This is a genomic window from Micropruina sp. (assembly GCF_047602385.1).
In the GTDB taxonomy this organism is placed as follows: domain Bacteria; phylum Actinomycetota; class Actinomycetes; order Propionibacteriales; family Propionibacteriaceae; genus Micropruina.
Genome location: NZ_JASGHL010000003.1, coordinates 507,956 through 532,305, shown reverse-complemented (window position 1 = coordinate 532,305; position 24,350 = coordinate 507,956). Strand labels below are relative to the sequence as shown.

The window sequence follows — 24,350 nt, the reverse complement described above, 5'->3', positions numbered from 1 at the left end:
GGGCCATCAGTCCATCAGATCCGAGTACAGGATCGTGGAGAGGTACCGCTCGCCGAACGACGGAATGATCACCACGATCACCTTGCCGGCGTTCTCTTCGCGGGCGGCGAGTTCACCGGCGGACGCCAGCGCGGCGCCGGAGCTGATCCCGACCAGCAGGCCCTCCTTGGACGCGGCCAGCCGGGCGAACTCGACGGCGGTCTCGGCGTTCTGCGGAATGATCTCGTCGATGATCGAGCGGTCCAGGATCTCGGGCACGAAGTTGGCACCGATGCCCTGGATCTTGTGCGGGCCGGGCTTGCCGCCCTCGAGAATCGGGGACTCCTTGGGCTCGACGGCGATCATCTTGACCTCGGGCTTGCGCTCCTTGAGCACCTGGCCGACGCCGGAGATGGTGCCGCCGGTACCGATGCCGGCCACCACGTAGTCGACGGTGCCGTCGGTGTCGTTCCAGATCTCTTCAGCGGTGGTCTTGCGGTGGATGTCCACGTTGGCCGGGTTGGCGAACTGACGGACCAGGACGGCGCCCTCCTCGGCGCCGATCGCCTCGGCGCGCGACACCGCGCCCCGCATGCCCTCGGGACCCGGGGTCAGCACCAGTTCGGCGCCGAAGGCCCGCAGCAGCGCCCGGCGCTCCTTGGACATCGTCTCGGGCATGGTCAGCACCACCCGGTAGCCGCGCGCCGCGCCGACCATGGCGAGCGCGATGCCGGTGTTGCCGGAGGTCGCCTCGACGATGGTGCCGCCCGGCTTGAGCTGCCCGGACGCCTCGGCGGCGTCGATCATCGCCACCCCGATCCGGTCCTTCACCGAGTTGGCCGGATTGTAGAACTCCAGCTTGCCCAGCACCGTTGCCTTGGTGTCGCCGAAGATGCGGTTCAGGCGGACCAGCGGGGTCCGTCCGACCAGCGTGGTCACGTCGTCGTAGATCTGCATGTCCGTCCTTAACTGATGGATCGCGCGGCTATTCCGCGTTCACGAATCTCGGTGCTCAATCATGTCACCATTCGCGATCCCTACACTGGCGTCCCATGAGCCACGAGCATGAACTGGTCCTGGTCGTCGACTTCGGCGCACAGTACGCGCAGCTGATCGCCCGCCGGGTCAGGGAAGCCCGGATCTACTCCGAGATCGTCCCGCACACCGCGTCCGTGGCCGAGATCCTGGCCCGCAAACCGAAGGCAATCGTGCTCTCCGGCGGGCCGCAGTCGGTGTACGCGCCGGGCGCACCCCAGGTCGACCCGGCGCTGTTCACCACCGGCATTCCCACCTTCGGCATGTGTTACGGCTTCCAGGCGATGGCCAGGGCGCTGGGCGGCGAGGTGCGGCAGACCGGGTTGTCCGAGTTCGGCCGCACCGGCGTCCGGGTGGACGCCGGGGGCACCCTGCTCGACGGCCTGCCGTCCGATTTCCGGGCCTGGATGAGCCACGGCGACGCGGTCTACGCCGCGCCGCCCGGGTTCGCCTGCCTGGCCACCTCCGGCGGCTCGCCGGTGGCCGCTTTCGAAGACCTGAACCGGGGCCTGGCCGGCGTCCAGTGGCATCCCGAGGTGGGGCATTCCGAGTACGGCCAGGCGGTGCTGGAGTCCTTCCTGATCGAGATCGCCGGCTGCCGGCAGGACTGGACGCCGGCCAGCATCGTCGACGACTCGGTGGCCGCGATCCGCGCCCAGGTGGGGGACAAGCAGGTGCTGTGCGCGTTGTCCGGTGGGGTCGACTCCGCGGTGGCGGCGGCACTGGTGCAGAAGGCGATCGGCGACCAGCTGACCTGTGTGTTCGTCGATCACGGACTGCTGCGCAAGGGCGAGGCCGAGCGGGTGGAGCGTGACTTCGTGGCGGTCACCGGGGTCGACCTGGTCGTCCGCAACGAGGTCGACCGGTTCCTCGGCGCGCTGGCCGGGGTCAGCGACCCGGAGACCAAGCGCAAGATCATCGGCCGCGAGTTCATCCGCACCTTCGAGGACGCCGCCCGCGCGCTGAACGCCGAGAAGGACATCGAGTTCCTGGTCCAGGGCACCCTCTACCCGGACGTGGTGGAGTCCGGCGGAGGCGAGGGTGCGGCCAACATCAAGAGCCATCACAACGTCGGCGGACTGCCCGACGACCTGCAGTTCTCGCTGATCGAGCCGCTGCGCACCCTGTTCAAGGACGAGGTGCGCGCCGTCGGCACCGAGCTCGGGCTGCCCGACGAGATGGTCTGGCGGCACCCGTTCCCCGGCCCCGGGCTGGCGATCCGGATCATCGGGGAGGTCACCGCCGAGCGGCTCGACCTGCTCCGCGAGGTGGACGCCATCGCCCGCGCCGAACTGACCGAGGCCGGTCTGGACCGCGAGATTTGGCAGTTCCCGGTGGTGCTGCTGGCCGAGGTTCGCTCGGTCGGCGTGCAGGGCGACGGCCGCACCTACGGGCACCCGGTGGTGCTGCGTCCGGTCACCTCCGAGGACGCCATGACCGCCGACTGGGGACGGCTGCCCTACGACGTGCTGGAGCGGATCTCGACCCGGATCACCAACGAGGTGCGCGAGGTGAACCGGGTGGTGCTCGATATCACCTCGAAGCCACCGGGCACCATCGAGTGGGAGTGATCCGCTGGCGACCCGGACACCCTGAGCGATCCGTAGAGCCCTCCCTAACTATCTCTGCCCTCCCGCAGGTGGGAGGGCAGAGATAGTTAGGGAGGGCCTTATCGAGCCGCGGACCCGCCAGCCGGATCAATCGATCACTCGCTCGGGAGGTGTCGCTTCCACCAGTCCAGGATCGCCTCGAACCGCTGGCGGCGGTGCCAGGGCGTCCCCGATCGGGAGAGCTCGTGGTTCTCGCCGGGAAACACCAGCAACTCGGCGTCCACCCCACCCTGTTTCAACTGCGTGTAGTAGCGCAGCGCCTGTGACAAGGGGCAACGCAGGTCCTGCTCGGAGTGGATGACGAAGGTCGGCGTCGTCACCGCATCGGTCAGCAGCATCGGCGACTGGGCGTCCATCTGCTCCTTCGACCCGTTGTACTGCTGCGGGAAGAACCAGCCGATGTCGGAACTGCCGACGAAGGACGCCGGGTCGAGGTAGCCGCGCTCGACGATAGCTCCGGCCCAGCGGTGATCGTGGGCGATGATCCACGCGGTCAGATAGCCGCCGTAGGAGCCGCCCATGATGCCGACCCGGTCGCCGTCCAGCCCGGGCACCGAGGCCACCGCGTGCTCCAGGAAGGCCAGCACGTCGGCCGAGTCGAGTTCGCCGAAGGCGCCCTGGATGGCCCGGCCGTGCGCGCGTCCGTAGCCGGCGGAGCCACGCGGGTTGCACATCACCACCGCGTAGCCGGCCGCGGCGTACACCTGGGCCTCGTCGAAGAATGCCGAGGTGTACTGCGCGAACGGCCCGCCATGGATCATCAGCAGCACCGGGTGCGGGCCGGCGCCGTCCGGGGCCACCACCCAGCCGTGCACCGGGTGACCGTCGGAGGACGTGGCCGTCAGTTCCCGCGGCAGCCGAACCTCGGTGTCGGCCCGAAGGGACGCAGAGAAGTCGGTCAGCGGCGTGACCTCGCCGCCGGCGATCAGGCCGACCTCACCCATGCTGGTTCCGGTGTGGTAGGACGCCACCACTCCGGCGCCCGCACCGCCCGGGCGGTCGCCGAGGGTTCCGCAGCCGGTCAGCACCACGCCGGCGTCACTGTCCAGCAGGATCTCGGCACCGTCCGCGGTCACCTTCAGCAGCTGGGACGCCCCGCGCGACCCGGTGATCGCCAGCACCCCGTCCCCGGCCGGCACCAGGTCGCCCTCGATCAGCAGGTCCGGGTCGGTCAGCCGCTGCGGGCCGTCCGCGGAGAGCCGGTACACCGAGGGCTGCGCGGCGACGAACTCCAGGCCGGACGCGCCCAGTTCGCTGCCCGGTGAACCAGATGGTGCCGTCCACGTCAACGGCAGCGGCGACGTCCACGGTGGCCTCGGTGAGCCGGGCCGCTTCGCTGCCGTCCACGGGAATCCGCAACAGATCGTTGATCAGGCTCTCCGGTTCGCCGGGCCGGCCGGCCACCACCAGCACCGCGCCGCCGTCCGCGGTGAAGCACGGGTGGCTGTGATCGACATCGGCGCTGGTCAGCCGGGTGGGCGCCGGGACGCCGTAGTCCTTCAGTGCCTCCGCGCCGAGGACAGTGGCGGCCCGGCCGACAGGTGTCACCGCCGGCTCGCCGAAGACGTCCGGCACCTCAACGACGAACAGCTGGCTGCGCCGGTCTCGGGACCAGCCCAGGCCGTTGTACTGGAACGCCAGTGAGCTGATCCGCCGCGGATCCTCCTGGCCGGCCTCGACGCCGTCCACCGTGCCGTAGCGACCCTCTTCGGGGACCCGGGCGACGAACGCGAGCAGCCGTCCGTCGGGCGAGAAGGCGAAGTCGGAGACGCCGAGCGGCTGATTGGTGACGAGCAGCGCCTCACCACCCGAACTCGGGATCAGATGCACCTGCGGGCGGTCGTTCGTCCCGTCGCGCAGGAAGCCGATCAACGACCCGTCGGGAGAGAACCGCGGGCGACTGTCGCTCTGCCCACGGGTCAACCGGCGCGGTGCGCCGTCGCGCAGCGGCACCTGCCACAGCTGTCCGACGTAGGAGTCGGCGCCGAAGTCGGGCCGGCTGGTGGCGACCACCGCCGAGGAGCCGTCCGGGTGGACGGCGGGCGCGGACACACTGGTGAGCAGGGGCAGATCCTCGGGGCGCATGGCTCGACACTAGCCCGCCCTCGCGCGGGTGGGCGTCGTCTCGACCGCGCTGTCGGCGTCCACTAGATTCGGCCGTGGCAAGGGCGGACTCGAAGGAGAGTGGTGTCATGGCGTCAGGACGTGTGCTGGTGGTCGGTTCGTTGAACGCAGACCTGGTGGTGCGGACGGCCCGGCTCCCCGGCCCCGGCGAGACGGTCACCGGCTCCGACCTGGTGATCGTGCCGGGTGGCAAGAGTTCCAACCAGGCAGCCGCGGCGGGCAAGCTCGGCGGCGATGTGGCGCTGCTCGGTTGTGTCGGCCGGGACGGCAACGGCACCATGCTGCTGGACAGCCTGAAGGCCGCCGGCGTGGACGTCTCGCAGGTCCGGGTGCTCGACGGGGTAGCCACCGGCTCGGCGATGATCGCCGTCGATGACGCCGCCGAGAACTTCATCATCGTCAGCCCCGGCGCCAACGGTCACCTCAGCGAGACCGACATCGATGACGCCACCGAGTTCTTCGATTCCGCGGACGCCGGTGCCGTCCTGACGCTCTGCCTGGAGGTGTCGCTGGACGCCGTGAAGGCCGCCGCTCGGCGGGCCGGGGACCGCGGCGCGACCGTCGTGTTGAACATTTCCCCTTACCAGAAGGTGGGAGCCGACCTACTCGACCTGGTCGACATCCTGCTGGTGAACAACCATGAACTGGCCGACCTGACCGGGCAGGCGGAGTTCGAGCCGCTGGGCGACTGGACCTCGGTGATCGAGGCGACCGGTGCCGCGCTGGGCGATTCGGGCCCGCGAACGGTGGTGGTGACGCTCGGTGCCGACGGCGCCCGGATCATCGACCTGAGCGCGGGCGAGGTCTCCGAGCAGATCCCGTCGCCGCCGATCAAGCCGGTCGACACCACGGGTTGCGGGGATGCCTTCCTGGCCGCGCTGGCCTTCCGGCTCGCTGCCGGCGACGACCTGGCGGCGGCCAGCGCGTTCGCCGTCCGGGTCGGTGCCTATGCGGCGACCGGCGAAGGTGCCCAGAACTCCTACCCGACCGCGCAGCAGCTCGCCGACTGGCAACCCTGACCGGCAGCATGGTGTCCACCCCGGGAGCGAAGCCGAGCCGAAGCCGGTTCCGGGTCCGGCACGCCTGCGCCGCGTTCTGCGGACTGATCGTGATTTCCTACGGTTCGTCGATGATCGACACCTACGGTGGACTCGCCGTGCGGCCGCGCGACTGCATCCTGCGTCAACTCGCTGCCAACCCCGAGGATGCCGTCGTCGAATCGACCAGTTACCCCAGCTGGCTCAGCCAGCGCGGCGGTGCCGTCAACGACGCCAGCTGCCTCAACCGCACCGACGTGTACGGGGTGGTGCGGCCGAGCGACGAGGCCGAGCTCGGACGCGCCCTGGCCTTCGCCCGCGAGCACGACCTGAAGGTGTCGCTCGCCGGCGCCCGGCACAGCATGGGTGGGCAGACGTCGTGGCCCGGTGGGTTGATCATCGACCTGACTGCGATGGACCGGATCGTCGTCGACGAGGCGTCCGGCACGGTGCGGGTCGGCGGCGGGGCGCTGTGGCAGCAGGTGCTCGAAGTGCTCCACCCGCGCCGGCTCTCGGTCACCGGCATGCCGAGCATCGACGTGCTCAGCGTCGGCGGCACGATCTCGGTCAATGCCCACGGCACCGACTTCCGCACCGGTTCGCTGGCCGGAACCGTCCGCAGCCTGCGGCTGATGAAGGCCGACGGCAGCGTCGTCACTCTGGACGCCGGTCACGATCCCGACCTGTTCCACGCCGTGATCGGCGGCTACGGGCTGTTCGGTGTCATCGTCGAGGCCGAGCTGGCCACCGTGCCGGACGAGTTGTACCGCCTTGAGCAGCGGGTGGTGCCCGCTGCCGATCTGCCGAGCGTGCTGGACGCTCTCAGGTCCGACGAGAACAACCGGCTGATGTCGGCCGATCTGGCCACCGCCGGTTCGCCGCTGATGCAGCAGGCGATCGTCTACACCTACTCGAGGTTCCCGGGTGCCGCCGACGAGCCGATCCCCGAACTGCAGCACGAACCGGATTCGCCGCCGGCCCGGTTGCTGTTCAACCTGGCCCGGCACCCCGGGCCCGCACAATGGCTGAAGTGGACGGCGCAGCGCGACCTGCTGCCCCGCGTCCGGCACTGCGACAGCTCACGCAACGAGGCGCTGCGCGCGGCCGAGGCCTGCCTGGTCTCGCGCAGCCAGGCCATGTACAGCGACCTGGTCCTGCTGCGCCACAAGATCCCCCAATACACCGACATCCTTCACGAATACTTCCTGCCGCCGGAGGACCTCGTCCGGTTCCTTCGCGATACCGCCGATGCGCTGAAAGGCAGCGACGCGGTGCTGCTGCACGCGTCCGTCCGGATGGTGCACGCCGAACCGATCCTGCTCGACTACGCCAGAGGCGACCGGTACTCGGTGGTGCTCTACCTCAGTCAGGAGGTCTCCGCCGAGGGCAACCGCGACATGGCCGTCCTCACCCGCACCCTGGTCGACCGGGCGCTGACCGCGGGCGGCACGTTCTATCTGCCCTACCAGCAGCACTACACCCGGGACGACCTGGCTCGCGCCTATCCGCGGATCGAGGAGTTCTTCGCGCTGAAGCGCCGCCACGACCCCGGCCTGCTGTTCATGAACAACTTCTACCGTCGCTTCGCGTAGACCGTGGTCCGCGGCGCCGAGCCGACGCGGACGACGGAGCCGCAGATGGACCGAAAGAACCGTCCCTGCGTACCAAGAAGTGGACCGAAAGAACCGTCCCTGCGGAGCGGATCAGCCGGTGTAGCCGAGCAGCCGTTCCAGCAGCACCGGGCCGAGGGGCTGATCGGTCTCCAGCACGACCCGGACGTGGGCGCCCTCGACGTCCTTGGGGCCGTTGCGTTGATAGCGCAGGTCGCAGATGGTCTGGCCGCGTCCGGGGCCCTGGGTGTCATCGACGACAACTGGCACGTTCGGGGCACGGGTGGCGGTGATCTGTCCGGTGGCGATCGCCGCCGCCAGTGGGTCGTGCAGGGCGCACATCCGCCGGTCGTACTCGCCGACGTAGAAGTCGAAGTAGAGATCGAGAATGTCGGCCAGTGCCTGGTTCAGCGCCGAGTCGGACGCCGCCAGCGCCAGCCGGTCGGACTCTTCGAAGGTGTTCTCCAGCGTGACGTCGAGCGGCACCAGCACCACCTGCCAGGGCGCCTCCATCACCACCTGCGCGGCCTCGGGATCGTTGTAGATGTTCGCCTCACCGACGGCGGACAGGTTGCCCGGGACCAGGGCCGCACCGCCCATGATGATCACCTCATGTACCAGGTCGGCGATCGACGGGTCCTGTTTGAGCGCCACGGCCAGGTTGGTCAGCGGCCCGATCGCGATCACGTCCAGTTCGCCGGGGTGTTCGTGCGCCAGCCGGACCAGCATGTCGGCCGCCGACTCGGCCTCGGGCGTACGCTCCGCGGGCGGCAACTCCACCTCGCCCACTCCGTTGTGGCCGTGAATGTGCGGGACCCCGCCGTCGAAACTGTGAGTCAGCGGGTCCATCGCGCCGACGGCGACCGGGACATCGCCGCGGCCGCCGAGGGCCAGCAGGTCGAGGGTGTTGCGGGCTGCTCGCCGGGCGTCGATGTTGCCGCTGACCGTGCCGATTCCGGCCAGGCTGACCTCGGGCGAGGCCATCAGGTAGACCAGCGCGAGCGCGTCGTCGACTCCCGTGTCGCAGTCGAAGTAGACGGGACGGGGGGCCATTGCCCCTCCTTTCGTGAGTCTGTTGGATTCAGCTGCCGACGACGCCGACGATGGCGGCATTCAGCAGGTTGGTCATGGTGGCGGCCAGCAGGGCCAGCAGCCCGTATTTGGCCACCTCGGAGCGCCGCTCCGGAATCAGGCTGCCCAGCGAGCCGACCAGGATGGCGATCGAGCCGAAGTTGGCGAAGCCGCACAGCGCGAAGGTGGTGATCAGGGTGGTCTTCGGGTCGAGCGTGCCGGCCTGCACCAGCGGGCCGAAGTTCGAGAACGCGACGAACTCGTTGAGCACGGTCTTCTGGCCGATGAAGTTCCCGGCGATCCCGGCCTCGTGCCAGGGGACGCCGATCAGCCACGCCACCGGCGCGAAGATCCAGCCGAAGACCATGTCGAAGGACAGCTGCGGCATGCCGAACCAGCCGCCGATGCCACCCAGTGCACCGTTCAGCATCGCGATCACGGCGATGAACGCGATCAGCAGGCAGCCGACGATCACCGCCAGGTGGCCGCCGGTCAGGGCACCACGGGCGAGCGCGTCGATGATGTTCACCGACTCGGTGTCCTTGACGTCGCGCACGGACGCGTCCAGGTCGGAGACCTCCGTCTCGGGCCACAGCCCCTTGGCGATCAGCAGCGAGGCCGGCGCGTTCATCACGGCCGCGGCCAGCAGGTAGGGCATCGGCGCCCCGAGCAGCGAATAGCCGACCAGTACGGTGCCGGCCACCGAGGCCAGGCCGCCGGTCATGCAGACGAAGAGTTCGGACTTGGTCAGCCGCTTCAGGTACGGCTGGATGACCAGCGGTGCCTCGCTCATCCCCAGCACCACCACCGTCGCCGCCCACACCGATTCGATCTTGGACGTCCCCAGCACCCACTTCAGCGCGGTGCCGACGATCTCGACGAACCACTGCAGGACGCGCAAGTGATAGAGAAGCCCAACGATGGTGCCGAAGAACACGATCACCGGCAGCACCTGGAGGGCGAAGACGAACCCGGTGGCTTGGAGATCCACCAACGGGCCGAAGACGAACGCGGTCCCGGCCTTGGTGTAGTCGATGATGTGGGTGACGCCGGCGGAGAATGCCTCCAGCGCCTTGGCGCCGGGCTCCCATTTGATCACCAGGAAGCCGGTCAACGCCTGCAGCGCGAGCCCCGCACCGATGATCCGCCAGTTGATCCTGGTCCGGTGCTTCGACAACAGCACCATGATCCCGAGGATCAGCACGACCCCCAACAGGCCTTGCAGTCTCTCCATCTTTACCCTCCAGCTGAGCGGACACTCGGACCATATGGCGGTAAGGGAGCCGCTGGCAAGGTATTTCACTCGTCTCGATGCCGTGCGGAAACAATCGTCACCGGTTGGACACACCGCCGGCATCGGCGTGCCGCACTCCAGGTCGGGACCTGGCCGAACCTCAGCCGGATTCGGGACGAGACGCCAAAGGGTCCGGACGCAGATGGCGTCCGGACCCCCTTCAGGTTCGGTTCAGCGGAGGTCGTCGGGATTCTGCTGTGGCCGGTCCGCCGGCCGGTCACCGCTGGTGGTGAAGGCGCTCTTGGCCTGGTCGAAGCCGGTCGGTCCGCCGTTGTCGGTGGGCAGGACGGCCCACAGCACCAGGTAGGCGATCCAGCCGACCTGGGTGAAGATCGCCAGCACAACGGTGAGGATGCGAACCAGCCCGGAGTCCAGGTTCAGGAAGCGGGCGAGTCCACCGCAGACACCGCCAAGAAATTTGTCGGTTGTCGAGCGGGTCAGGGTCTTTCCGTTCATCGGTTTCCTTTCGTCGAATTGCGGGAAAGCAGTAGGCCGGCCAGGCCGATGACGACCAGGCCGAGGGGGGCGAGAATCGAGGTGAGCTTCCAATCGACCGTGCCGAAAGCGGCACACAGCGCGAGCGCCGCCAGGCCGAGGCTGAACAGGCCGACGTTGAAGGCGGCGACATCGACGCGCCTCATGAGACGGTCACCTCCCCGACCCCGGCGTGCAGCACCACGGTCAACACGGGTGCGCCGGGGGAGAGGATGCGCTGGTAGCTGCCCTTGAGGTCGATGCCGTCGCGGGCGGCGTCCGGTCCCTTGTAGTCGCCGGCTCCGATCGACCAGTCCACGATCACGTTCCCGGTGCGGGGCAGGGTCAACCCGAGGGTGCCAGCCCCTTGGGAGTACCGGACGGTCCGGGTATCGGTGACGTCCAGGTCGCGCAGGTCGATGGTCACCTCGCCGGCGGCATAGTTCTGCTCAGTGCTCGGCAACTGGGCCATCGTGGAGTAGCTGAACGACTCGGAGCCGACCCGGCCCGGATGCGGCATCGGCACCAGCATCGCGATGGTGGCGATCCCGGCGACGACAGTCAGCGGCAACAGGCCGCGCGGGCGTCCGGTGAAGGCGGCGACCACCAGGCCGAGGCCGAGCGCGCCGAGCACCACCGCGACGTAGGCGAGACCCGGCACGGCGATGCCGAACGCCGCCAGCACGGCGAGGGTGGCCAGACCGCCGCCGGTCAGGCAGAGCACCGCCGGCCACAGCCAGCGCGGACGGTTCCGCCGCGTCCTGGCGACCGGTGGCGTCCAGTACGGGACGGCCGGGGGCACCGGACGGGGGTCGATGCTGCCCTGGACGGGCGTCGGGTCGTTGAGCGGACTGGGGGCGTAGAGCGCGCTTGCGGAAACCTCCCGCTCCTGGGCCACCCGCTCGCGCCAAGCCGCTGCGGCGCGCTCGAAGTCGGTCTCCGGCTCGCGTCCGATCGACGGGGCCGGCGCACCGGGCGACCCGGCGGGGACGGCCGGCGACGCGACTGCGTCGGCGGACTGCGGGTCGGCGTCCGGACGGGAGGGGTGGCGGCGGCGGTGGAAGCCGAAGTACCACAGGAAGCCGAGGCCGACGATCGGCGCGACGCCGAACGGCAGCCAGGAGCCGACCACGACGGTGATCAGGACGCCGAGGCCGACCACCGCGCCGATCGCCGCCGCCGGCGACCAGGAGCGGGTGAACGGAGCGAGCCGGTAGAGCGGGAAGTCGGTGGAGCCGTCCTTGGGGACCAGCAGCAATGCGCCCACGTAGAAGGCGATACCGAGGCCGCCGAGCAGGGCCAGCAACACCATCGCGATCCGCAGCACGGTCGGGTCGACCTGCCAGCGCCGGGCGAGGCCCGCGCACACCCCACCGAGGACGGCGCCCGAGGACGCGCGGCGCAGCGGGGTGAGTTCCATGCGGCCCACTCTCGTCGGCGCAGCACGGTCAGACCATCGGGGGGCGTCCTGAGCCGACCCCCAAAGCCGCTGCCGGCGGCCGCTGGTCGAGCTCGTCGAAACCCTCATCGCCGGGCGAGGCCCGGCAGGGTGGACTGAGAGGTGCGCCCCGGCGTACCCCATGCGGCCCCGAGTTCGGCTGGTCGCACCCCGGCGGCTGTGTGAGGCTAGGGGGGTCGGTCATCTCGACCCCCGACACAACCCTGCCATGACGACTGTTCCCCACACCGCGGCGGTGGCGGCACACCGCGCCGACCGGCGGCTGCAGGGCGCCTGGCTCGCCGGGGTGTGCAATGGACTGGCGGCCCATCTGGGCTGGCCGGTGCTGGTGCTGCGGGTCGGTTTCGTGCTGTTGACGGCCAGCATGGGCATCGGCGTGATCGTCTATCTGGCGTTGTGGCTGGCGTTGCCGCTGGCGGCCGAGACCGTCCGGGCGCCCGGGCTGGAGGCGGCGGGACGCCGTGGCCTGCGCACCATCGAGGGTCCGGCCCGGATGCCGGCCGACTGGGGCGTGATGTCCGCGGTCGGTTTGCTCGGGGCAGGGCTGCTCTGGTTCGTCCAGGCGGTCGGGGCGGGGCTGCCGGTCCGGGTGCTCTGGCCGGCGTTGACCGGGACCGCGGGGCTGATGCTGATCTGGTGGCAGGCCGACCACATCTCGAACCGGTCGATCCGGCGGCAGAGCGGGCTGCGGCGCTGGTTCGCCCCGCTGACCGCGCACTGGTCGCGGATCCTGCGGATCGCCCTGGGGTTGGGGGCGCTCGGCACCGCGATCGCGCTGGCCGTCGCGCAACTGCCGGAGTTGCCCGAGACCGTCCGCACCCTGCTGGTGTTGGGCCTGGTGGTGACCACGCTGCTGCTGGCCGCGGCGCCGTGGATCATCCGGGTGCGGCGCTCGCTGGCCGCGGCCCGCGAGGAGACGATGCTGGCCGACGCCCGGGCGGACATGGCCGCGCACCTGCACGACTCGGTGCTGCAGACCCTGGCGCTGATCCAGCGGCAGGCGTCCGACCCGAAGGCGGTGACGTCCCTGGCCCGGCGGCAGGAACGCGAGCTGCGGGCCTGGCTCTACGGCGAGACCACGGATGCCGCGACGGTGAAGGCGGCCCTGGTCGCGGCCGCCGCCGAGGTCGAGGACGATCATGGCGTCGAGGTAGAGATCGTGGTGGTCGGCGACCGGGAACTCGACCCGGAATTGAAGTCGCTGGTGCAGGCCGCCCGCGAGGCGATGGTCAACGCCGCCCGGCATGCCGGGGTCGCCACCATCGACGTCTACGCCGAACTGGACGACGGGCTGGTCGAGGTCTTCGTCCGCGACCGCGGCCGGGGATTCGTGCTGGCGGAGGTGCCGGCCGACCGGATGGGCGTCCGGGGCTCGATCATCGAGCGATTGCGGCGCGCCGGGGGCAATGCGACGATTCGAAGCGATGCCGAACACGGCACCGAGGTACGACTGGAGATGAAGCGATGACCGAGCAGCAGACGAGTACCCAGGCCGCCCGGCGGGTGGTGATCGTCGACGACCACGCCATGTTCCGCAGTGGGGTGAAGCACGACATCGGCTCCCGGGTGCAGATCGTGGGTGAGGGCGAGGACGTGCCCTCCGCGGTCGCCGCGGTGCTGAAGGCCCAGCCGGACGTGGTGCTGCTCGACGTGCACCTGCCCGGCGGCGGCGGGGTGGAAGTGCTCAAGCAGGTGCACGCCACCGAGCCCGAGATCAAATTCCTGGCGCTCAGTGTCAGCGACGCAGCCGAGGACGTGATTGGCGTCATTCGGGCCGGGGCAAGGGGTTATGTCACGAAGTCGATCTCGGCCGACGAACTGGTCGACGCGATCGGCCGGATCGCCGAGGGCGACGCGGTGTTCTCGCCCCGGCTCGCCGGTTTCGTCCTGGACGCCTTCTCGGGCTCGATCGATATCGCCAGCGTCGACGAGGAACTCGACCGGCTGTCCCAGCGGGAGCGCGAGGTGATGCGGCTGATCGCCCGCGGCTACGCCTACAAGGAGATCGCCCGGGAGTTGTTCATTTCGATCAAGACCGTGGAGACCCACGTCTCCAGCGTGCTGCGCAAGCTCCAGCTGTCTAACCGGCACCAGCTGACCCGTTGGGCGACCGACCGCCGGCTGGTCTGACCACTTGCTCGGGCCGATCTCCGCGGTCGATTTTGCTGAACCGTTTCAGCCAGCCGAGAGGATGGATCGAGCGCGGAATTCGGGAGATCGCGCGATGTCCTGAAGCGCGACCTCGGCCGGAGCGACGTGCTCGAGCTCGTCCTGGTCCCGGTTGACATCGACGACCGGCTCGCCGAGAATCGGCACTCGGACATGTGACTGGTCATGCAGGCAGGATCCAACGTTCTTCGCGTCCTCGGACGCGGACCGCCGTTGGGTCCTTTTTGTTTGCCCGGACGCGGTCGGAATCCATCTGACAAAGGAGACTCGATGGACTACCAGAAGACGGCCGAGGCCATTCTGGACAAGGTCGGCGGCGCGTCCAACGTGAGTGCGCTGGAGCATTGCTCGACCCGGTTGCGCTTTACCCTCGCCGACGACGCCAAGGCAGACCTGGAAGCGTTGAAGAAGATCCCCGGGGTGATGGGTGTGGTGTCGACCGCGCAGACCCAGGTGATCATCGGCAACGACGTGGTCGAGGTCTACCAGGCGTTGCGCAAGCTGCCCGGTCTGGGCGCGAGCGGTTCGGCGCCGGCGACACCGGGAACGAAGGCGACGCGCAACTGGGGTGCGGTGCTGATCGACTTCATCGTCGGGGTGTTCCAGCCGCTGGTGCCGGCGATCGCCGGTGCCGGCGTGCTGAAGTCACTGTTGCTGCTGGTCTCGTCGCTGGGCTGGCTGAGCACCAAGAACCCCACCTACATCGTCTTGTCCTCGATCGCGGACGCTACCTTCTTCTTCCTGCCGCTGATGGTGGCCGGCACCACGGCGACCAAGCTCGGGGTGAACCGACTGGTGGCGATCGCCGCCGTCGCCCCGCTGGTGCTGCCTGCCTTGACCGCGCAGATGAAGGATCCCGGCCTGAGCGTCTTCGGGCTGCCGATCACCAACGTCCCCTACAACGCGCAGGTCTTCCCGTCGCTGCTGATCGTGCTGTTCCTGGCTGTCAACGAGCGGTTCTGGACGCGGGTGTCGCCCAAGCCGATCCGGATCTTCTTCGTGCCGATGATGAGCCTGCTGATCACCGTGCCGGTCGGCCTGGTGCTGCTCGGCCCGCTCGGCTACAACCTGGGCCTGGTGTTCACAGGGGCGATCCTGTGGGTGTTCGGCACCTTCGGCTGGGTGGCCACCGCGCTGCTGGCGATGGCCCTGCCGTTCCTGGTCTCGCTGGGCATGCACAAGCCGTTCCTGCCGTATGCGATCAATCAGTACTCCACCACCGGATCTGAGCCGCTCTACCTCGCCTCGTCGCTGGCGCACAACATCGCCGAGTCGGGCGCCATGTTCGGTGTGGCATTCCGCACGAAGAACACGGAATTGCGCTCCACTGCGGTGTCCTCCGGCATCTCGGCGCTGTTCGGGATCACCGAGCCCGCGCTCTACGGCGTCACCATCCAGAACAAGCGAGCGCTGTGGAGCGTTCTGGTGGGTGCCGGCCTGGGCGGCGCCTACGTCGGCCTCACCCACGTCACCGGTCATGCCATCGTCGGCCCCGGCCTGGCCAGCATGTCGCTGTTCATCAACCCGGCGAACCCGATGAACATCGTGAACGCCTTCATCGGCTTCGGAATCGCGTTCGTCGGTGCGCTGGTCGCCTCGCTGCTGCTCTGGCGCGACTCCGACTCCGCCTCCCTCGAGGTCGGCGGCCAGTACGACGACGTCGTGGCCGCGCCCGCGGCAGCTTCGACCGCCGCGCCGGCGAGCACCTCGATGGTGACCGCAGATGTCGACGTCCGTAGCCCGATGACCGGCTCCGTGATCGCGCTGACCGACGTCCCGGACGCCGTCTTCGCCTCCGGCGCCCTGGGCCAGGGCGTAGCGGTGGTCCCGTCCGAGGGCGCCGTCGTCGCTCCCGCGGACGCCACCGTGGTGACCGTCTTCGAGTCCAAGCATGCGATCAGCCTGGTCACCGATGGAGGCGCCGAGTTGTTGATCCACATCGGTCTGGACACCGTGAAGCTCAAGGGGGCGCCGTTCGAGGTGGCGGTGGAGAACGGCCAGCACGTCCGGGCGGGTGACCTGCTCGCTACCGTCGACCTGGCTGCGATCACTGAGGCCGGCTACGACACCACCACCCCGATCGTGGTGCTGAACACCGGCGCCTACGAGCTGATCCCGCTGGCCACCGGCCAAGTCGCCGCGGGCGACCCGATCCTGGCGCTGACCCGGAAGGAGTCCGCCGATGCCGTTTCCTGACGGATTCCTGTGGGGTGGCGCGCTGGCTGCGAACCAGACTGAGGGAGCCTGGGACGCTGACGGCCGCGGTCCCTCGGTGGCCGACATCGCCACCTACAAGCCGGATGTCGATCCCAAGGAGTACGCCGCGCATCATGTGGTGACCACGGCCGGGATCACGGCGGCGCTGGCCGATCCGGACGTGACCTACTACCCGAAGCGCCGCGGCATCGACTTCTACCATCGCTGGCGCGAGGATCTGGGGCTGTTCGCCGAACTGGGCTTCGGGGTGTTGCGGGTCTCGATCGCTTGGAGCCGGCTGTACCCGACCGGCGAGGAAGTGACTCCCAACCCGGGGGGCGTCGCGTTCTACCGCGACCTGTTCACCGAGATGCGCCAGCTCGGCATTGAGCCGCTGGTCACGTTGTCGCACTACGAGATGCCGATCGCCTTGGCCGTCAACTACAACGGCTGGAGCGATCGGCGCGTGGTCGATCTGTTCGTCCGGTTCGCCACCACCTGTTTCACCGAGTTCGGCTCGCTGGTCAGGTTGTGGCTGACCTTCAACGAGATCGACAGCATCCGGCGGCACCCGTTCACCACCGCCGGGGTGATCGAGGACCGCAGCCCGCAGGGGTTCGAGCAGGCCGTCTACGAGGCGCTGCACCACCAGTTCGTCGCATCGGCCCTGGTCACCGGCTTGTGTCACGAACTGATCCCGGGCAGCCAGGTCGGCTGCATGCTGACCAAGCTGGTCACCTACCCGAACACCTGCGAGCCGGAGGACGTGGCGGCGGCCCAGGCCAAGAACCTGGAGAACCACTTCTACACCGACGTCCAGACCTTCGGGGCGTATCCGCGGTTGATCCGCACCGACCTGGAGCGGCGGGGTATCCGGCTACCGATCCTGCCCGGCGACGAGGAACTGCTCGCCGCGCACACCGCCGACTTCGTCTCGTTCAGCTACTACATGTCGATGACTGAGTCGGTCCGCCCGGACGCCGAGCGCACCCCCGGCAACACCGTGCTGGGGGTGAAGAACCCGTACCTGCCGTCCAGCGAATGGGGCTGGCAGGTCGACCCGGTGGGGTTGCGGATATCCCTGATCGAGCTGTACGACAGGTACCGCAAGCCACTTTTCGTCGTCGAGAACGGGCTGGGCGCACGCGACGAGGTGACTCCGGACGGGAACATCCACGACCCGTACCGGATCGCCTACTTCCAGGCGCATCTGAGGGAGATGCGCACCGCGGTCGAGCAGGGGGTCGAGTTGATGGGCTACACCAGCTGGTCGCCGATCGACATGATCAGCGCGTCGTCGTCGCAGATCTCCAAGCGGTACGGCTTCATCCATGTCGATTACGACGACCTCGGACGCGGGACCGGCGAGCGGCGCAAGAAGGACTCCTTCGCCTGGTACCAGCGCGTGATCGCGACCAACGGTGCCGCGCTGGACGAGCAGTGACACCGGTGGGTGTGGCTGGGGCGTTGGCTGTCGGCGATAGCGGGGTGCGTCAGCGCCGATGAGGATCAAGAAGGTGCTCAACTCCAGCGTCGTCCTGGTCAGCGATGCCGACGACGCCGAGTTGATCCTGCTCGGCAAGGGCATCGGCTACGGCCGAAAGCCCGGTGCCGAGGTTCCTGAGGACGCCCAGGACCAGGTCTTCCTGGCCCTGCGGCATCCGGTGGCCAAGGATCTGCTGGAGTTGCTCAACTCGATTCCGCCGGAGTTCCTCGAACTCGCCCGGGAGATCATCGATCACGCCGAACGCGAGTTACACACGACCCTGCACCCCCATCTGTACGTCGCGCTCACCGACCATCTGCACTTTGCGGTGGAACGCGCTCGCTCCGGACTCACCGTGGTCAACCGGCTGGCCTGGGAGATCCAGAGCTACTACCCGGAGGAATACCGGATCGGGAGCTTCGGCCGGGAGTTGCTGCGGGAACGCCTGGTGGTCGAACTTCCCGAGGAAGAGGCGGCGAACCTTGCCTTCCACATCGCCAATGCACGGCACGTCGACGAACTGACGGCGTTCAACGCCTTCGAGGCGGCCAAGCTCATCGACCAGGTGGTCACCATCGTTACCTACGGCATGGGGGTGTCGGTCAGTCCCGACAACGTGCACTTCTCCCGGTTCGTCACGCACATGCGGTATTTCGCCGATCGCTTCTTCGCCGACCGGATGCTGACGAGTGCGGACGACTTCCTGTTCCATGAGCTGCGCAAGCGGTACCCGCAGGCGATGGCTTGCGCGGAACGCGTCCGCTCGCATGTCGCGGGTGTGCAGCAGCGAGCTCTCCCCAACGAGGAGGTCGCCTACCTGGCGCTGCACATTCAACGGGTGAGTGAGCGCCGGTAGCCGCGGACCGAACGGCCGCCTCGATTGCCCTGGGGTGCGTCGTCGGATTACGTCCGATTCGGGACGCCCTGCGCCTCCGGAGCTGGGGAACGCCCGGGAATCGGGCGTAATCTGACGAGCGACGGGGTCGGCTAGGCGCTCCCGCCGTCGGCGCTCGGCAGGTCGATGCCCGGTCACCGGGATGTCCGTCGACGACGCTGTCGGAGCCAGAGCTTAAGGTTGGGACGCGATGACCGACACCCTGTTTCCGGACCTGTTCAACTTCTCCGCCGAGCCCGGCTCGGCGCCGGTTGCGGCGCCCGAGGCGTCCCCGGCCACGGAGGAGGGCCGTCCGCGACGCAAGCGGATGACCGAGGACGAGCTGCTGGCCGACCTCAACCCGCCGCAGCGCGAGGCGGTGCTGCACGCCGGGTCCCCGGTGCTGGTGGTGGCCGGCGCGGGTTCGGGCAAGACCCGGGTGCTGACCCGCCGGATCGCTCATCTGGTCTCGTTCCGGCATGTCCATCCCGGGTCGGTTCTGGCGATCACCTTCACCAACAAGGCGGCCGCGGAGATGCGGCACCGGGTCGTCGACATGGTGGGAAACCGGGCCAAGCTGATGTGGGTCTCCACCTTCCATTCGGCCTGCGTGCGGATGCTGCGGGCCGACATCCACCGGTTCGGCATCAGCCGGACCTTCTCGATCTACGACGACACCGACGCCAAGCGGTTGATGACCCTGGTGTTGCGCGATGCCGAGGTCGACCCGAAGCGGTACCCCGTCCGAACGGTGATGAATTGGGTGTCGAACTGCAAGAACGAACTGGTCGACCACGAGACCGCCGCGGCGAAGGCCGAGACCGCCAACGAGAAGATCTACGCCGACGCCTACCGCGAATACCAGCGGCGGCTGACAACGGCGAACGCACTCGACTTCGACGACCTGATCATGACCACCGTGCACCTGCTGCAGGCCTTCCCCGACCTGCGCGAGCAGTACCGGCGGCGCTTCCGGCACGTCCTGGTCGACGAATACCAGGACACCAACCACGCCCAGTACGCGCTGGTCCGTGAGTTGTGCGCGGAACTGCCGGTGCCGGACGGGATGGCTGCGGTCGAGCCACCGGAGCTGATGGTGGTCGGCGACTCGGATCAGTCGATCTACGCCTTCCGGGGCGCCACGATCCGCAACATCCTCGCCTTCGAGGCCGACTTCCCCGGCGCCACCACGATCGTGCTGGAGCAGAATTACCGCTCGACGCAGACCATCCTGAACGCCGCCAACGCGGTGATCACCCGCAACCCGGGACGTCCCGAGAAGCGGCTCTGGTCGGACGCCGGCGACGGCGAGCGGATCGTCGGCTGGGTGGCCGATACCGAGCACGACGAGGCCCAGTACGTCGCCGACGAGATCGACCGGCTCACCGACTCCGATGCCGCCAAGCCCGGCGACGTCGCGGTCTTCTACCGCACCAACGCCCAGTCCCGTGCCTTCGAAGAGGTGTTCATCCGGGTCGGCATGCCGTACCGGGTGGTCGGCGGCGTCCGGTTCTACGAGCGGCGCGAGATCCGCGACGCGATCGCCTATCTGCGCGCGATCGCGAACCCGGCCGACGACGTGTCGGTGCGGCGGATCCTGAACACGCCGCGGCGCGGGATCGGCGAGCGGGCCGAGGCGGCGATCGAGGTGCTGGCGGCGTCGGAGCGGATTCCGTTCGGCGCGGCGGTCGCGCGGGCGTCCGAGGCGTCGGGGCTGGCCACCCGTTCGCTCACCCAGATCCAGGGCTTCGCGACCCTGCTGGGTGAGCACCGGGCGATGATGGACGCCGGCGACGCCGCCGACACGATCCTCACCTCGATCCTGGAGAAGTCCGGCTACATAGACGAACTGAAGAACTCCGACGACCCCCAAGACGCCACCCGGCTGGAGAACCTGATCGAACTGGTCTCGGTGGCGCAGGAGTTCGTCTCGGCCGCACACACCATCGACCTGCCCCCCGACGGCGGCGAACTGGCCGCCGGTGCGCCGGAACCGGACGATTCGCTGCCCGCCTTCCTGGAACGGATCGCGCTGGTCGCCGACTCCGACCAGATCCCGGACGCCGACGGCGACGGCACCGGGGTGGTCACCTTGATGACGCTGCACACCGCGAAGGGCCTGGAGTTCCCGGTGGTCTTCCTGACCGGTTTCGAGGACGGCATCTTCCCTCATCAGCGCACCCACGAGAGCAAGGAAGAACTGGAGGAGGAGCGCCGGCTCGCCTACGTCGGCATTACCCGCGCCCGGCAGCGGCTGTACCTGTCCCGGGCGGTGGTCCGCACCATGTGGGGGACGCCGCAGTACAACCCGCCCAGCCGGTTCACCGACGAGATCCCGCAGCATCTGTTCGACTGGCGCCGGCTGGGCGCCGCGCAGGTCGGGTTCGCGTCCCGAGCGAAGGCGCGTACCGAGCAGGCCTGGCGCAACACGGTCGGTTACGGCACGAAGCCGTCCCTGCCGAAGGCGGTGCCCAGCGTCGAGCCCGGCGATCGGGTGCTGCACACGCACTTCGGCATGGGCACGGTGATCGCCACCAGCGGGATGGGCGACGCGGCGAAGGCGGACGTCGATTTCGGCAGCCACGGGGTGAAGCGGCTCAGCCTCAAGCACTCCCCGATGGAGAGGCTGTAGCGCCGCTTCGTCGTTGATCGAGTGGTCGAAGCCAGGGGCCTCGACAAGCTCGGCCAGCGGTGTTGATCGAGTGTGTCGAAATCGTGGGTCTCGACAAGCTCGACCAGCGGCTACTTCTTCTTCAGGTAGGGGACCGGGTCCACGGCCTTGCCGCCCTTGTACACCGAGAAGTGCAGGTGGCAAGCGGTGGAGACGCCGGTATTGCCGACGGTGCCGAGCAGTTCGCCCTTGTGCACCGTGTCGCCGACCTTGACCACGATCTTGTCCATGTGCAGGTAGGCGGTCTCGAGCACGCCCCCGTCGATCCGGACGTTGTGGCCGGAGCCGCCGTTGTAGCCATCGGTGGCGACCTTGATCACCTTGCCGTCCTGGGCGGCCCAGATCGGCTGCCCGCAGGTGCCGCCGATGTCCTGACCGTTGTGCATCCGGTAGTAGTGCAGCACCGGGTGCAGCCGCATCCCGAAGCCCGAACTGAACTCACCGGCGGTCGGCATCAGGAAGCTGGACTTGTCGTTGAGCATCTTCGACTGGGCGGCGATCTTGGCCGCGGCTGCATCAAGCGCGGCATTCCGGCTACCCAGCGCGGTGTTCTCCCGGGTGTCGGCCAGTTGCTGCGCGGTCTCGTCGAGCGCGGTACTGCGCGCTTGGGCCAGGGCCTGGGGGAGCTGGGTTCTGGTGCCGGCCTGCCGGCTGACCTGGCCGTCGCGCGCGTCCATCGACGAGGCGTCGAAGCTGCCGACGGCCGGCGGAGGGACCGGTGCTGCCGCGGATGGCGCGGCGCTGTGCGAGAGTCCGGCGATCAGTGCGCCGAGGGTGAAGGTGGCGACGGTGCCGCGGAGCAGACGAGAACGAATCCAGCTGGGCGCTTGGGGTTCAGCCTCGGATGGGCGCACGCGGGTATCTCCTTGTCGCAACGGTGAATGGTGGTCCGAGAGCCGGACACACCGCCACCTTAGCATTTCTTAGGGATATCTCAGAATCGGTGGTTCGGGTGACCTGGGGGTGCTGGCTGCCGAGTCGCCCGGCGAGGCCCCAGTGCCTTGTCGCGACCGGATCGCGGGCTGCGCTGCGGCGCTGTTGCGGAGGGTCGAGGATGAGTTCCGCCACGGCCGTCCACGGGGTGCGCGTCGTCGTCCCCGCCGACTATCGTGACGCGGTGACCTTCCGTGCCCCCGCGGGCCGGAACTGCCAAAGTACGGACGGAGTTGTCGGTGGATCTATTCGAGTACCAAGCACGGGATCTTTTCGAATCCCAGGGGGTACCGGTGCTGCGGGGGATCGTCGCCCGCACGCCTGAGGAGGCCGAGCAGGCAGCCCAGAGCCTGGGCACCTCCGTCGTGGTGGTGAAGGCGCAGGTCAAGACCGGCGGCCGCGGCAAGGCCGGCGGCGTCAAGCTGGCCCGCAGCCCGCAGGAGGCGCGGGAGCGGGCCTCCGAGATCCTGGGGCTGGACATCAAGGGCCACGTCGTCGAGCAGGTGATGGTCGCCGAGGGTGCCGACATCGCCGACGAGTACTACTTCAGCATGCTGCTCGACCGGGCCAACCGGACCTACCTGGCGATGTGCTCGGTCGAAGGCGGCATGGACATCGAGACGCTCGCCGAGGAGCACCCCGAGAAGCTGGCCCGGGTCGAGGTCGACCCGATCGCCGGACTAGACGAGACCAAGGCGGCCGAGATCGTGGCCGCGGCCGGGTTCGACGAGGCGGACCGCGCCGAGATCGCCCGGGTGCTGGTGCTGCTCGGCGAGGTCTACCGCGACAACGACGCCACCCTGGTCGAGGTGAACCCGCTGGTGAAGACCGGCGACGGCCGGATCGTGGCGCTGGACGGCAAGGTGTCGCTCGACGACAACGCCGCCTTCCGGCATGCCGATTGGAGTGATCTGTCGGACGAGTCCCGCGACGACCCGCTGGAGATCCGGGCCCGTGAGCGCGGCCTCAACTACGTGAAGCTGGACGGCAGCGTCGGCATCATCGGCAACGGTGCCGGCCTGGTGATGAGCACCCTGGACGTCGTCGCCGGCGCCGGCAAGGAGTTCCCCGGCAGCCCGACTCCGGCCAACTTCCTCGACATCGGCGGCGGCGCGTCCGCCCAGGTGATGGCCGACGGCCTGGACATCATCTTGTCCGACCCGCAGGTGAAGGTGGTCTTCGTCAACGTGTTCGGCGGCATCACCGCCTGCTCCGAGGTCGCCAAGGGCATCATCGCGGCGCTCGGGATGCTGGGCGAGAAGGCGACCAAGCCGATCGTCGTCCGGCTGGACGGCAACGCCGTCGAGATCGGTCGGCACATTCTGACCGAGGCGGCGCATCCGCTGGTGACGATGGAACTGACCATGGACTCCGCCGCCCGCAAGGCCGCCGAGTTGGCCAGCAAGAACTGAAAGGACATCAGTCGATGACGATCTGGCTGGACCAGAACTCCAAGGTGCTCGTGCAGGGCATGACCGGATCCGAGGGGCGCAAGCACACCCAGCGGATGATCTCTTCCGGCACCCGGGTGGTCGGTGGCGTCACCCCTGGCAAGGGTGGGCAGACGGTGACCTTCGAGGAGGACCCGGTGCCGGTGTTCAACTCGGTGGCCGAAGCCAAGGCGGCGACCGGGGCCAACGTGTCGGTGATCTTCGTGCCGGCCGCCTACACCAAGAAGGCGGTCTTCGAGGCTGTGGACGCCCGCGTCGAACTGGTGGTGGTGATCACCGAGGGAGTCCCGGTCAAGGACACCGCCGAGTTCTACAGCTACGCCGCGGCCAGCGGCAGCACCCGGCTGGTCGGCCCGAACTGCCCGGGCCTGATCAGTCCCGGGAAGTCGAACGTCGGCATCATTCCGGCCGGCATCGCCAAGCCGGGCCGGATCGGGCTGGTCAGCAAGTCGGGCACGCTCACCTACCAGATGATGTTCGAGCTGGGTGACATCGGTTTCTCCAGCGCGATCGGCATCGGCGGCGACCCGGTGATCGGCACCACCCACATCGACGCCCTCGCCGCGTTCGAGGCCGACCCGGACACCGATTGCATCGTGATGATCGGCGAGATCGGCGGGGACGCCGAAGAGCGGGCCGCCGCCTACGTCGCCGAGCACGTCACCAAGCCGGTGGTCGGCTACGTGGCCGGGTTCACCGCGCCCGAGGGCAAGACGATGGGCCACGCCGGCGCCATCGTGTCCGGCTCCAAGGGCACCGCCCAGGCCAAGAAGGCGGCGCTGGAGGCGGCCGGGGTGAAGGTGGGCCGGACGCCGAGCGAGACCGCGTCCCTGGTTCGCGAGATCATGGAGGGCCGGGACTGATCACGTCCCGACCC

The 24,350-nt window shown here is 68.8% G+C and carries 21 protein-coding genes; 11 read left to right on the top strand and 10 right to left on the bottom strand.

Annotated elements, in window-relative coordinates:
- Positions 1 to 6: 6 nt before the first annotated feature.
- On the bottom strand, positions 7 to 936 hold the full coding sequence (cysK, locus tag QM711_RS12020) for a cysteine synthase A (RefSeq protein WP_415099614.1): 930 nt from the start codon (positions 934 to 936) through the stop codon (positions 7 to 9).
- Positions 937 to 1,031: 95 nt separating this feature from the next.
- Between cysK and guaA the strand changes: the two genes are divergently transcribed.
- Positions 1,032 to 2,585 carry a glutamine-hydrolyzing GMP synthase gene (guaA, locus tag QM711_RS12015; protein WP_415099612.1) on the top strand — a complete coding sequence of 518 codons (1,554 nt, stop codon included), beginning with the start codon at positions 1,032 to 1,034 and terminating at the stop codon, positions 2,583 to 2,585.
- A gap of 134 nt (positions 2,586 to 2,719) precedes the next feature.
- Here the strand turns inward: guaA and QM711_RS12010 are convergent, their stop codons facing one another.
- Positions 2,720 to 3,568, bottom strand: a complete 849-nt coding sequence (locus tag QM711_RS12010) for an alpha/beta hydrolase family protein (protein ID WP_415099980.1) — start codon at positions 3,566 to 3,568, stop codon at positions 2,720 to 2,722.
- A gap of 94 nt (positions 3,569 to 3,662) precedes the next feature.
- Positions 3,663 to 4,709: a TolB family protein gene (locus QM711_RS12005; RefSeq protein ID WP_415099610.1), complete on the bottom strand. Its 1,047-nt coding sequence runs from the start codon at positions 4,707 to 4,709 to the stop codon at positions 3,663 to 3,665.
- 107 nt (positions 4,710 to 4,816) lie between these two features.
- Between QM711_RS12005 and QM711_RS12000 the strand changes: the two genes are divergently transcribed.
- Positions 4,817 to 5,767, top strand: coding sequence for a ribokinase (locus tag QM711_RS12000; protein ID WP_415099608.1), 951 nt, complete (start codon positions 4,817 to 4,819; stop codon positions 5,765 to 5,767).
- Positions 5,768 to 5,877: 110 nt separating this feature from the next.
- Positions 5,878 to 7,377: an FAD-binding oxidoreductase gene (locus QM711_RS11995; protein ID WP_415099606.1), complete on the top strand. Its 1,500-nt coding sequence runs from the start codon at positions 5,878 to 5,880 to the stop codon at positions 7,375 to 7,377.
- A gap of 111 nt (positions 7,378 to 7,488) precedes the next feature.
- Here the strand turns inward: QM711_RS11995 and QM711_RS11990 are convergent, their stop codons facing one another.
- The 5 genes from QM711_RS11990 to QM711_RS11970 form a co-directional block, all read right to left on the bottom strand.
- A complete protein-coding gene (locus QM711_RS11990) occupies positions 7,489 to 8,448 on the bottom strand; it encodes a nucleoside hydrolase (RefSeq protein WP_415099604.1) in 960 nt (319 codons plus the stop codon).
- 28 nt (positions 8,449 to 8,476) lie between these two features.
- Positions 8,477 to 9,700: a NupC/NupG family nucleoside CNT transporter gene (locus tag QM711_RS11985; RefSeq protein WP_415099602.1), complete on the bottom strand. Its 1,224-nt coding sequence runs from the start codon at positions 9,698 to 9,700 to the stop codon at positions 8,477 to 8,479.
- A gap of 231 nt (positions 9,701 to 9,931) precedes the next feature.
- Positions 9,932 to 10,216 carry a PspC domain-containing protein gene (locus QM711_RS11980; RefSeq protein ID WP_415099599.1) on the bottom strand — a complete coding sequence of 95 codons (285 nt, stop codon included), beginning with the start codon at positions 10,214 to 10,216 and terminating at the stop codon, positions 9,932 to 9,934.
- Entirely contained in the window at positions 10,213 to 10,401 is a 189-nt protein-coding gene (locus tag QM711_RS11975; protein ID WP_415099597.1) for a hypothetical protein, read from the bottom strand. The genes QM711_RS11980 and QM711_RS11975 overlap by 4 nt, the downstream gene beginning before the upstream one ends.
- Complete coding sequence (locus QM711_RS11970; protein WP_415099595.1) at positions 10,398 to 11,654, bottom strand: PspC domain-containing protein; 1,257 nt, start codon at positions 11,652 to 11,654, stop codon at positions 10,398 to 10,400. Before QM711_RS11970 ends, QM711_RS11975 begins: the two co-directional genes overlap by 4 nt.
- 247 nt (positions 11,655 to 11,901) lie before the next feature.
- Here QM711_RS11970 and QM711_RS11965 point away from each other — a divergent pair, with 247 nt between their 5' ends.
- Complete coding sequence (locus QM711_RS11965) at positions 11,902 to 13,161, top strand: PspC domain-containing protein (protein WP_415099593.1); 1,260 nt, start codon at positions 11,902 to 11,904, stop codon at positions 13,159 to 13,161.
- Positions 13,158 to 13,823: a response regulator gene (locus tag QM711_RS11960; RefSeq protein ID WP_415099591.1), complete on the top strand. Its 666-nt coding sequence runs from the start codon at positions 13,158 to 13,160 to the stop codon at positions 13,821 to 13,823. Before QM711_RS11965 ends, QM711_RS11960 begins: the two co-directional genes overlap by 4 nt.
- Positions 13,824 to 13,868: 45 nt before the next feature.
- Here QM711_RS11960 and QM711_RS11955 read toward each other — a convergent pair whose 3' ends face one another.
- Positions 13,869 to 14,009, bottom strand: a complete 141-nt coding sequence (locus tag QM711_RS11955; RefSeq protein WP_415099589.1) for a hypothetical protein — start codon at positions 14,007 to 14,009, stop codon at positions 13,869 to 13,871.
- A 123-nt stretch (positions 14,010 to 14,132) separates the two neighbouring features.
- Between QM711_RS11955 and QM711_RS11950 the strand changes: the two genes are divergently transcribed.
- The 4 genes from QM711_RS11950 to pcrA all read left to right on the top strand — a co-directional run bounded on the left by QM711_RS11950 (position 14,133) and on the right by pcrA (position 21,050).
- Positions 14,133 to 16,058, top strand: coding sequence for a beta-glucoside-specific PTS transporter subunit IIABC (locus QM711_RS11950; protein WP_415099587.1), 1,926 nt, complete (start codon positions 14,133 to 14,135; stop codon positions 16,056 to 16,058).
- Complete coding sequence (locus QM711_RS11945; protein WP_415099585.1) at positions 16,045 to 17,502, top strand: glycoside hydrolase family 1 protein; 1,458 nt, start codon at positions 16,045 to 16,047, stop codon at positions 17,500 to 17,502. The genes QM711_RS11950 and QM711_RS11945 overlap by 14 nt, the downstream gene beginning before the upstream one ends.
- Positions 17,503 to 17,560: 58 nt before the next feature.
- Complete coding sequence (locus tag QM711_RS11940; RefSeq protein WP_415099583.1) at positions 17,561 to 18,400, top strand: PRD domain-containing protein; 840 nt, start codon at positions 17,561 to 17,563, stop codon at positions 18,398 to 18,400.
- Positions 18,401 to 18,629: 229 nt separating this feature from the next.
- Positions 18,630 to 21,050, top strand: coding sequence for a DNA helicase PcrA (gene pcrA, locus QM711_RS11935; protein ID WP_415099581.1), 2,421 nt, complete (start codon positions 18,630 to 18,632; stop codon positions 21,048 to 21,050).
- Between the two features lie 110 nt (positions 21,051 to 21,160).
- Here the strand turns inward: pcrA and QM711_RS11930 are convergent, their stop codons facing one another.
- Positions 21,161 to 21,943: a M23 family metallopeptidase gene (locus QM711_RS11930; RefSeq protein ID WP_415099579.1), complete on the bottom strand. Its 783-nt coding sequence runs from the start codon at positions 21,941 to 21,943 to the stop codon at positions 21,161 to 21,163.
- A gap of 318 nt (positions 21,944 to 22,261) precedes the next feature.
- On the opposite strand from QM711_RS11930, the gene sucC reads away from it, so the two are divergent.
- Both sucC and sucD read left to right on the top strand, forming a co-directional pair.
- On the top strand, positions 22,262 to 23,434 hold the full coding sequence (gene sucC, locus QM711_RS11925; RefSeq protein ID WP_415099577.1) for an ADP-forming succinate--CoA ligase subunit beta: 1,173 nt from the start codon (positions 22,262 to 22,264) through the stop codon (positions 23,432 to 23,434).
- A gap of 14 nt (positions 23,435 to 23,448) precedes the next feature.
- Positions 23,449 to 24,336 carry a succinate--CoA ligase subunit alpha gene (sucD, locus tag QM711_RS11920; RefSeq protein WP_415099575.1) on the top strand — a complete coding sequence of 296 codons (888 nt, stop codon included), beginning with the start codon at positions 23,449 to 23,451 and terminating at the stop codon, positions 24,334 to 24,336.
- Positions 24,337 to 24,350 lie beyond the last annotated feature (14 nt).

Excerpts from the sequence above, each read along its gene's own strand:
- QM711_RS11945 (WP_415099585.1), top strand. The coding sequence starts at position 16,045 with ATGCCGTTTCCTGACGGATTCCTGTGGGGTGGCGCGCTGGCTGCGAAC.
- QM711_RS11950 (WP_415099587.1), top strand. The coding sequence starts at position 14,133 with ATGGACTACCAGAAGACGGCCGAGGCCATTCTGGACAAGGTCGGCGGC.
- QM711_RS11965 (WP_415099593.1), top strand. The coding sequence starts at position 11,902 with ATGACGACTGTTCCCCACACCGCGGCGGTGGCGGCACACCGCGCCGAC.
- QM711_RS11940 (WP_415099583.1), top strand. The coding sequence starts at position 17,561 with ATGAGGATCAAGAAGGTGCTCAACTCCAGCGTCGTCCTGGTCAGCGAT.
- QM711_RS12000 (WP_415099608.1), top strand. The coding sequence starts at position 4,817 with ATGGCGTCAGGACGTGTGCTGGTGGTCGGTTCGTTGAACGCAGACCTG.
- guaA (WP_415099612.1), top strand. The coding sequence starts at position 1,032 with ATGAGCCACGAGCATGAACTGGTCCTGGTCGTCGACTTCGGCGCACAG.
- QM711_RS11980 (WP_415099599.1), bottom strand. The coding sequence starts at position 10,216 with ATGAACGGAAAGACCCTGACCCGCTCGACAACCGACAAATTTCTTGGC.
- QM711_RS12005 (WP_415099610.1), bottom strand. The coding sequence starts at position 4,709 with ATGCGCCCCGAGGATCTGCCCCTGCTCACCAGTGTGTCCGCGCCCGCC.
- QM711_RS11990 (WP_415099604.1), bottom strand. The coding sequence starts at position 8,448 with ATGGCCCCCCGTCCCGTCTACTTCGACTGCGACACGGGAGTCGACGAC.
- cysK (WP_415099614.1), bottom strand. The coding sequence starts at position 936 with ATGCAGATCTACGACGACGTGACCACGCTGGTCGGACGGACCCCGCTG.
- QM711_RS12010 (WP_415099980.1), bottom strand. The coding sequence starts at position 3,568 with ATGGGTGAGGTCGGCCTGATCGCCGGCGGCGAGGTCACGCCGCTGACC.
- QM711_RS11960 (WP_415099591.1), top strand. The coding sequence starts at position 13,158 with ATGACCGAGCAGCAGACGAGTACCCAGGCCGCCCGGCGGGTGGTGATC.
- pcrA (WP_415099581.1), top strand. The coding sequence starts at position 18,630 with ATGACCGACACCCTGTTTCCGGACCTGTTCAACTTCTCCGCCGAGCCC.
- QM711_RS11970 (WP_415099595.1), bottom strand. The coding sequence starts at position 11,654 with ATGGAACTCACCCCGCTGCGCCGCGCGTCCTCGGGCGCCGTCCTCGGT.
- sucD (WP_415099575.1), top strand. The coding sequence starts at position 23,449 with ATGACGATCTGGCTGGACCAGAACTCCAAGGTGCTCGTGCAGGGCATG.
- QM711_RS11975 (WP_415099597.1), bottom strand. The coding sequence starts at position 10,401 with ATGAGGCGCGTCGATGTCGCCGCCTTCAACGTCGGCCTGTTCAGCCTC.
- QM711_RS11995 (WP_415099606.1), top strand. The coding sequence starts at position 5,878 with ATGATCGACACCTACGGTGGACTCGCCGTGCGGCCGCGCGACTGCATC.
- QM711_RS11985 (WP_415099602.1), bottom strand. The coding sequence starts at position 9,700 with ATGGAGAGACTGCAAGGCCTGTTGGGGGTCGTGCTGATCCTCGGGATC.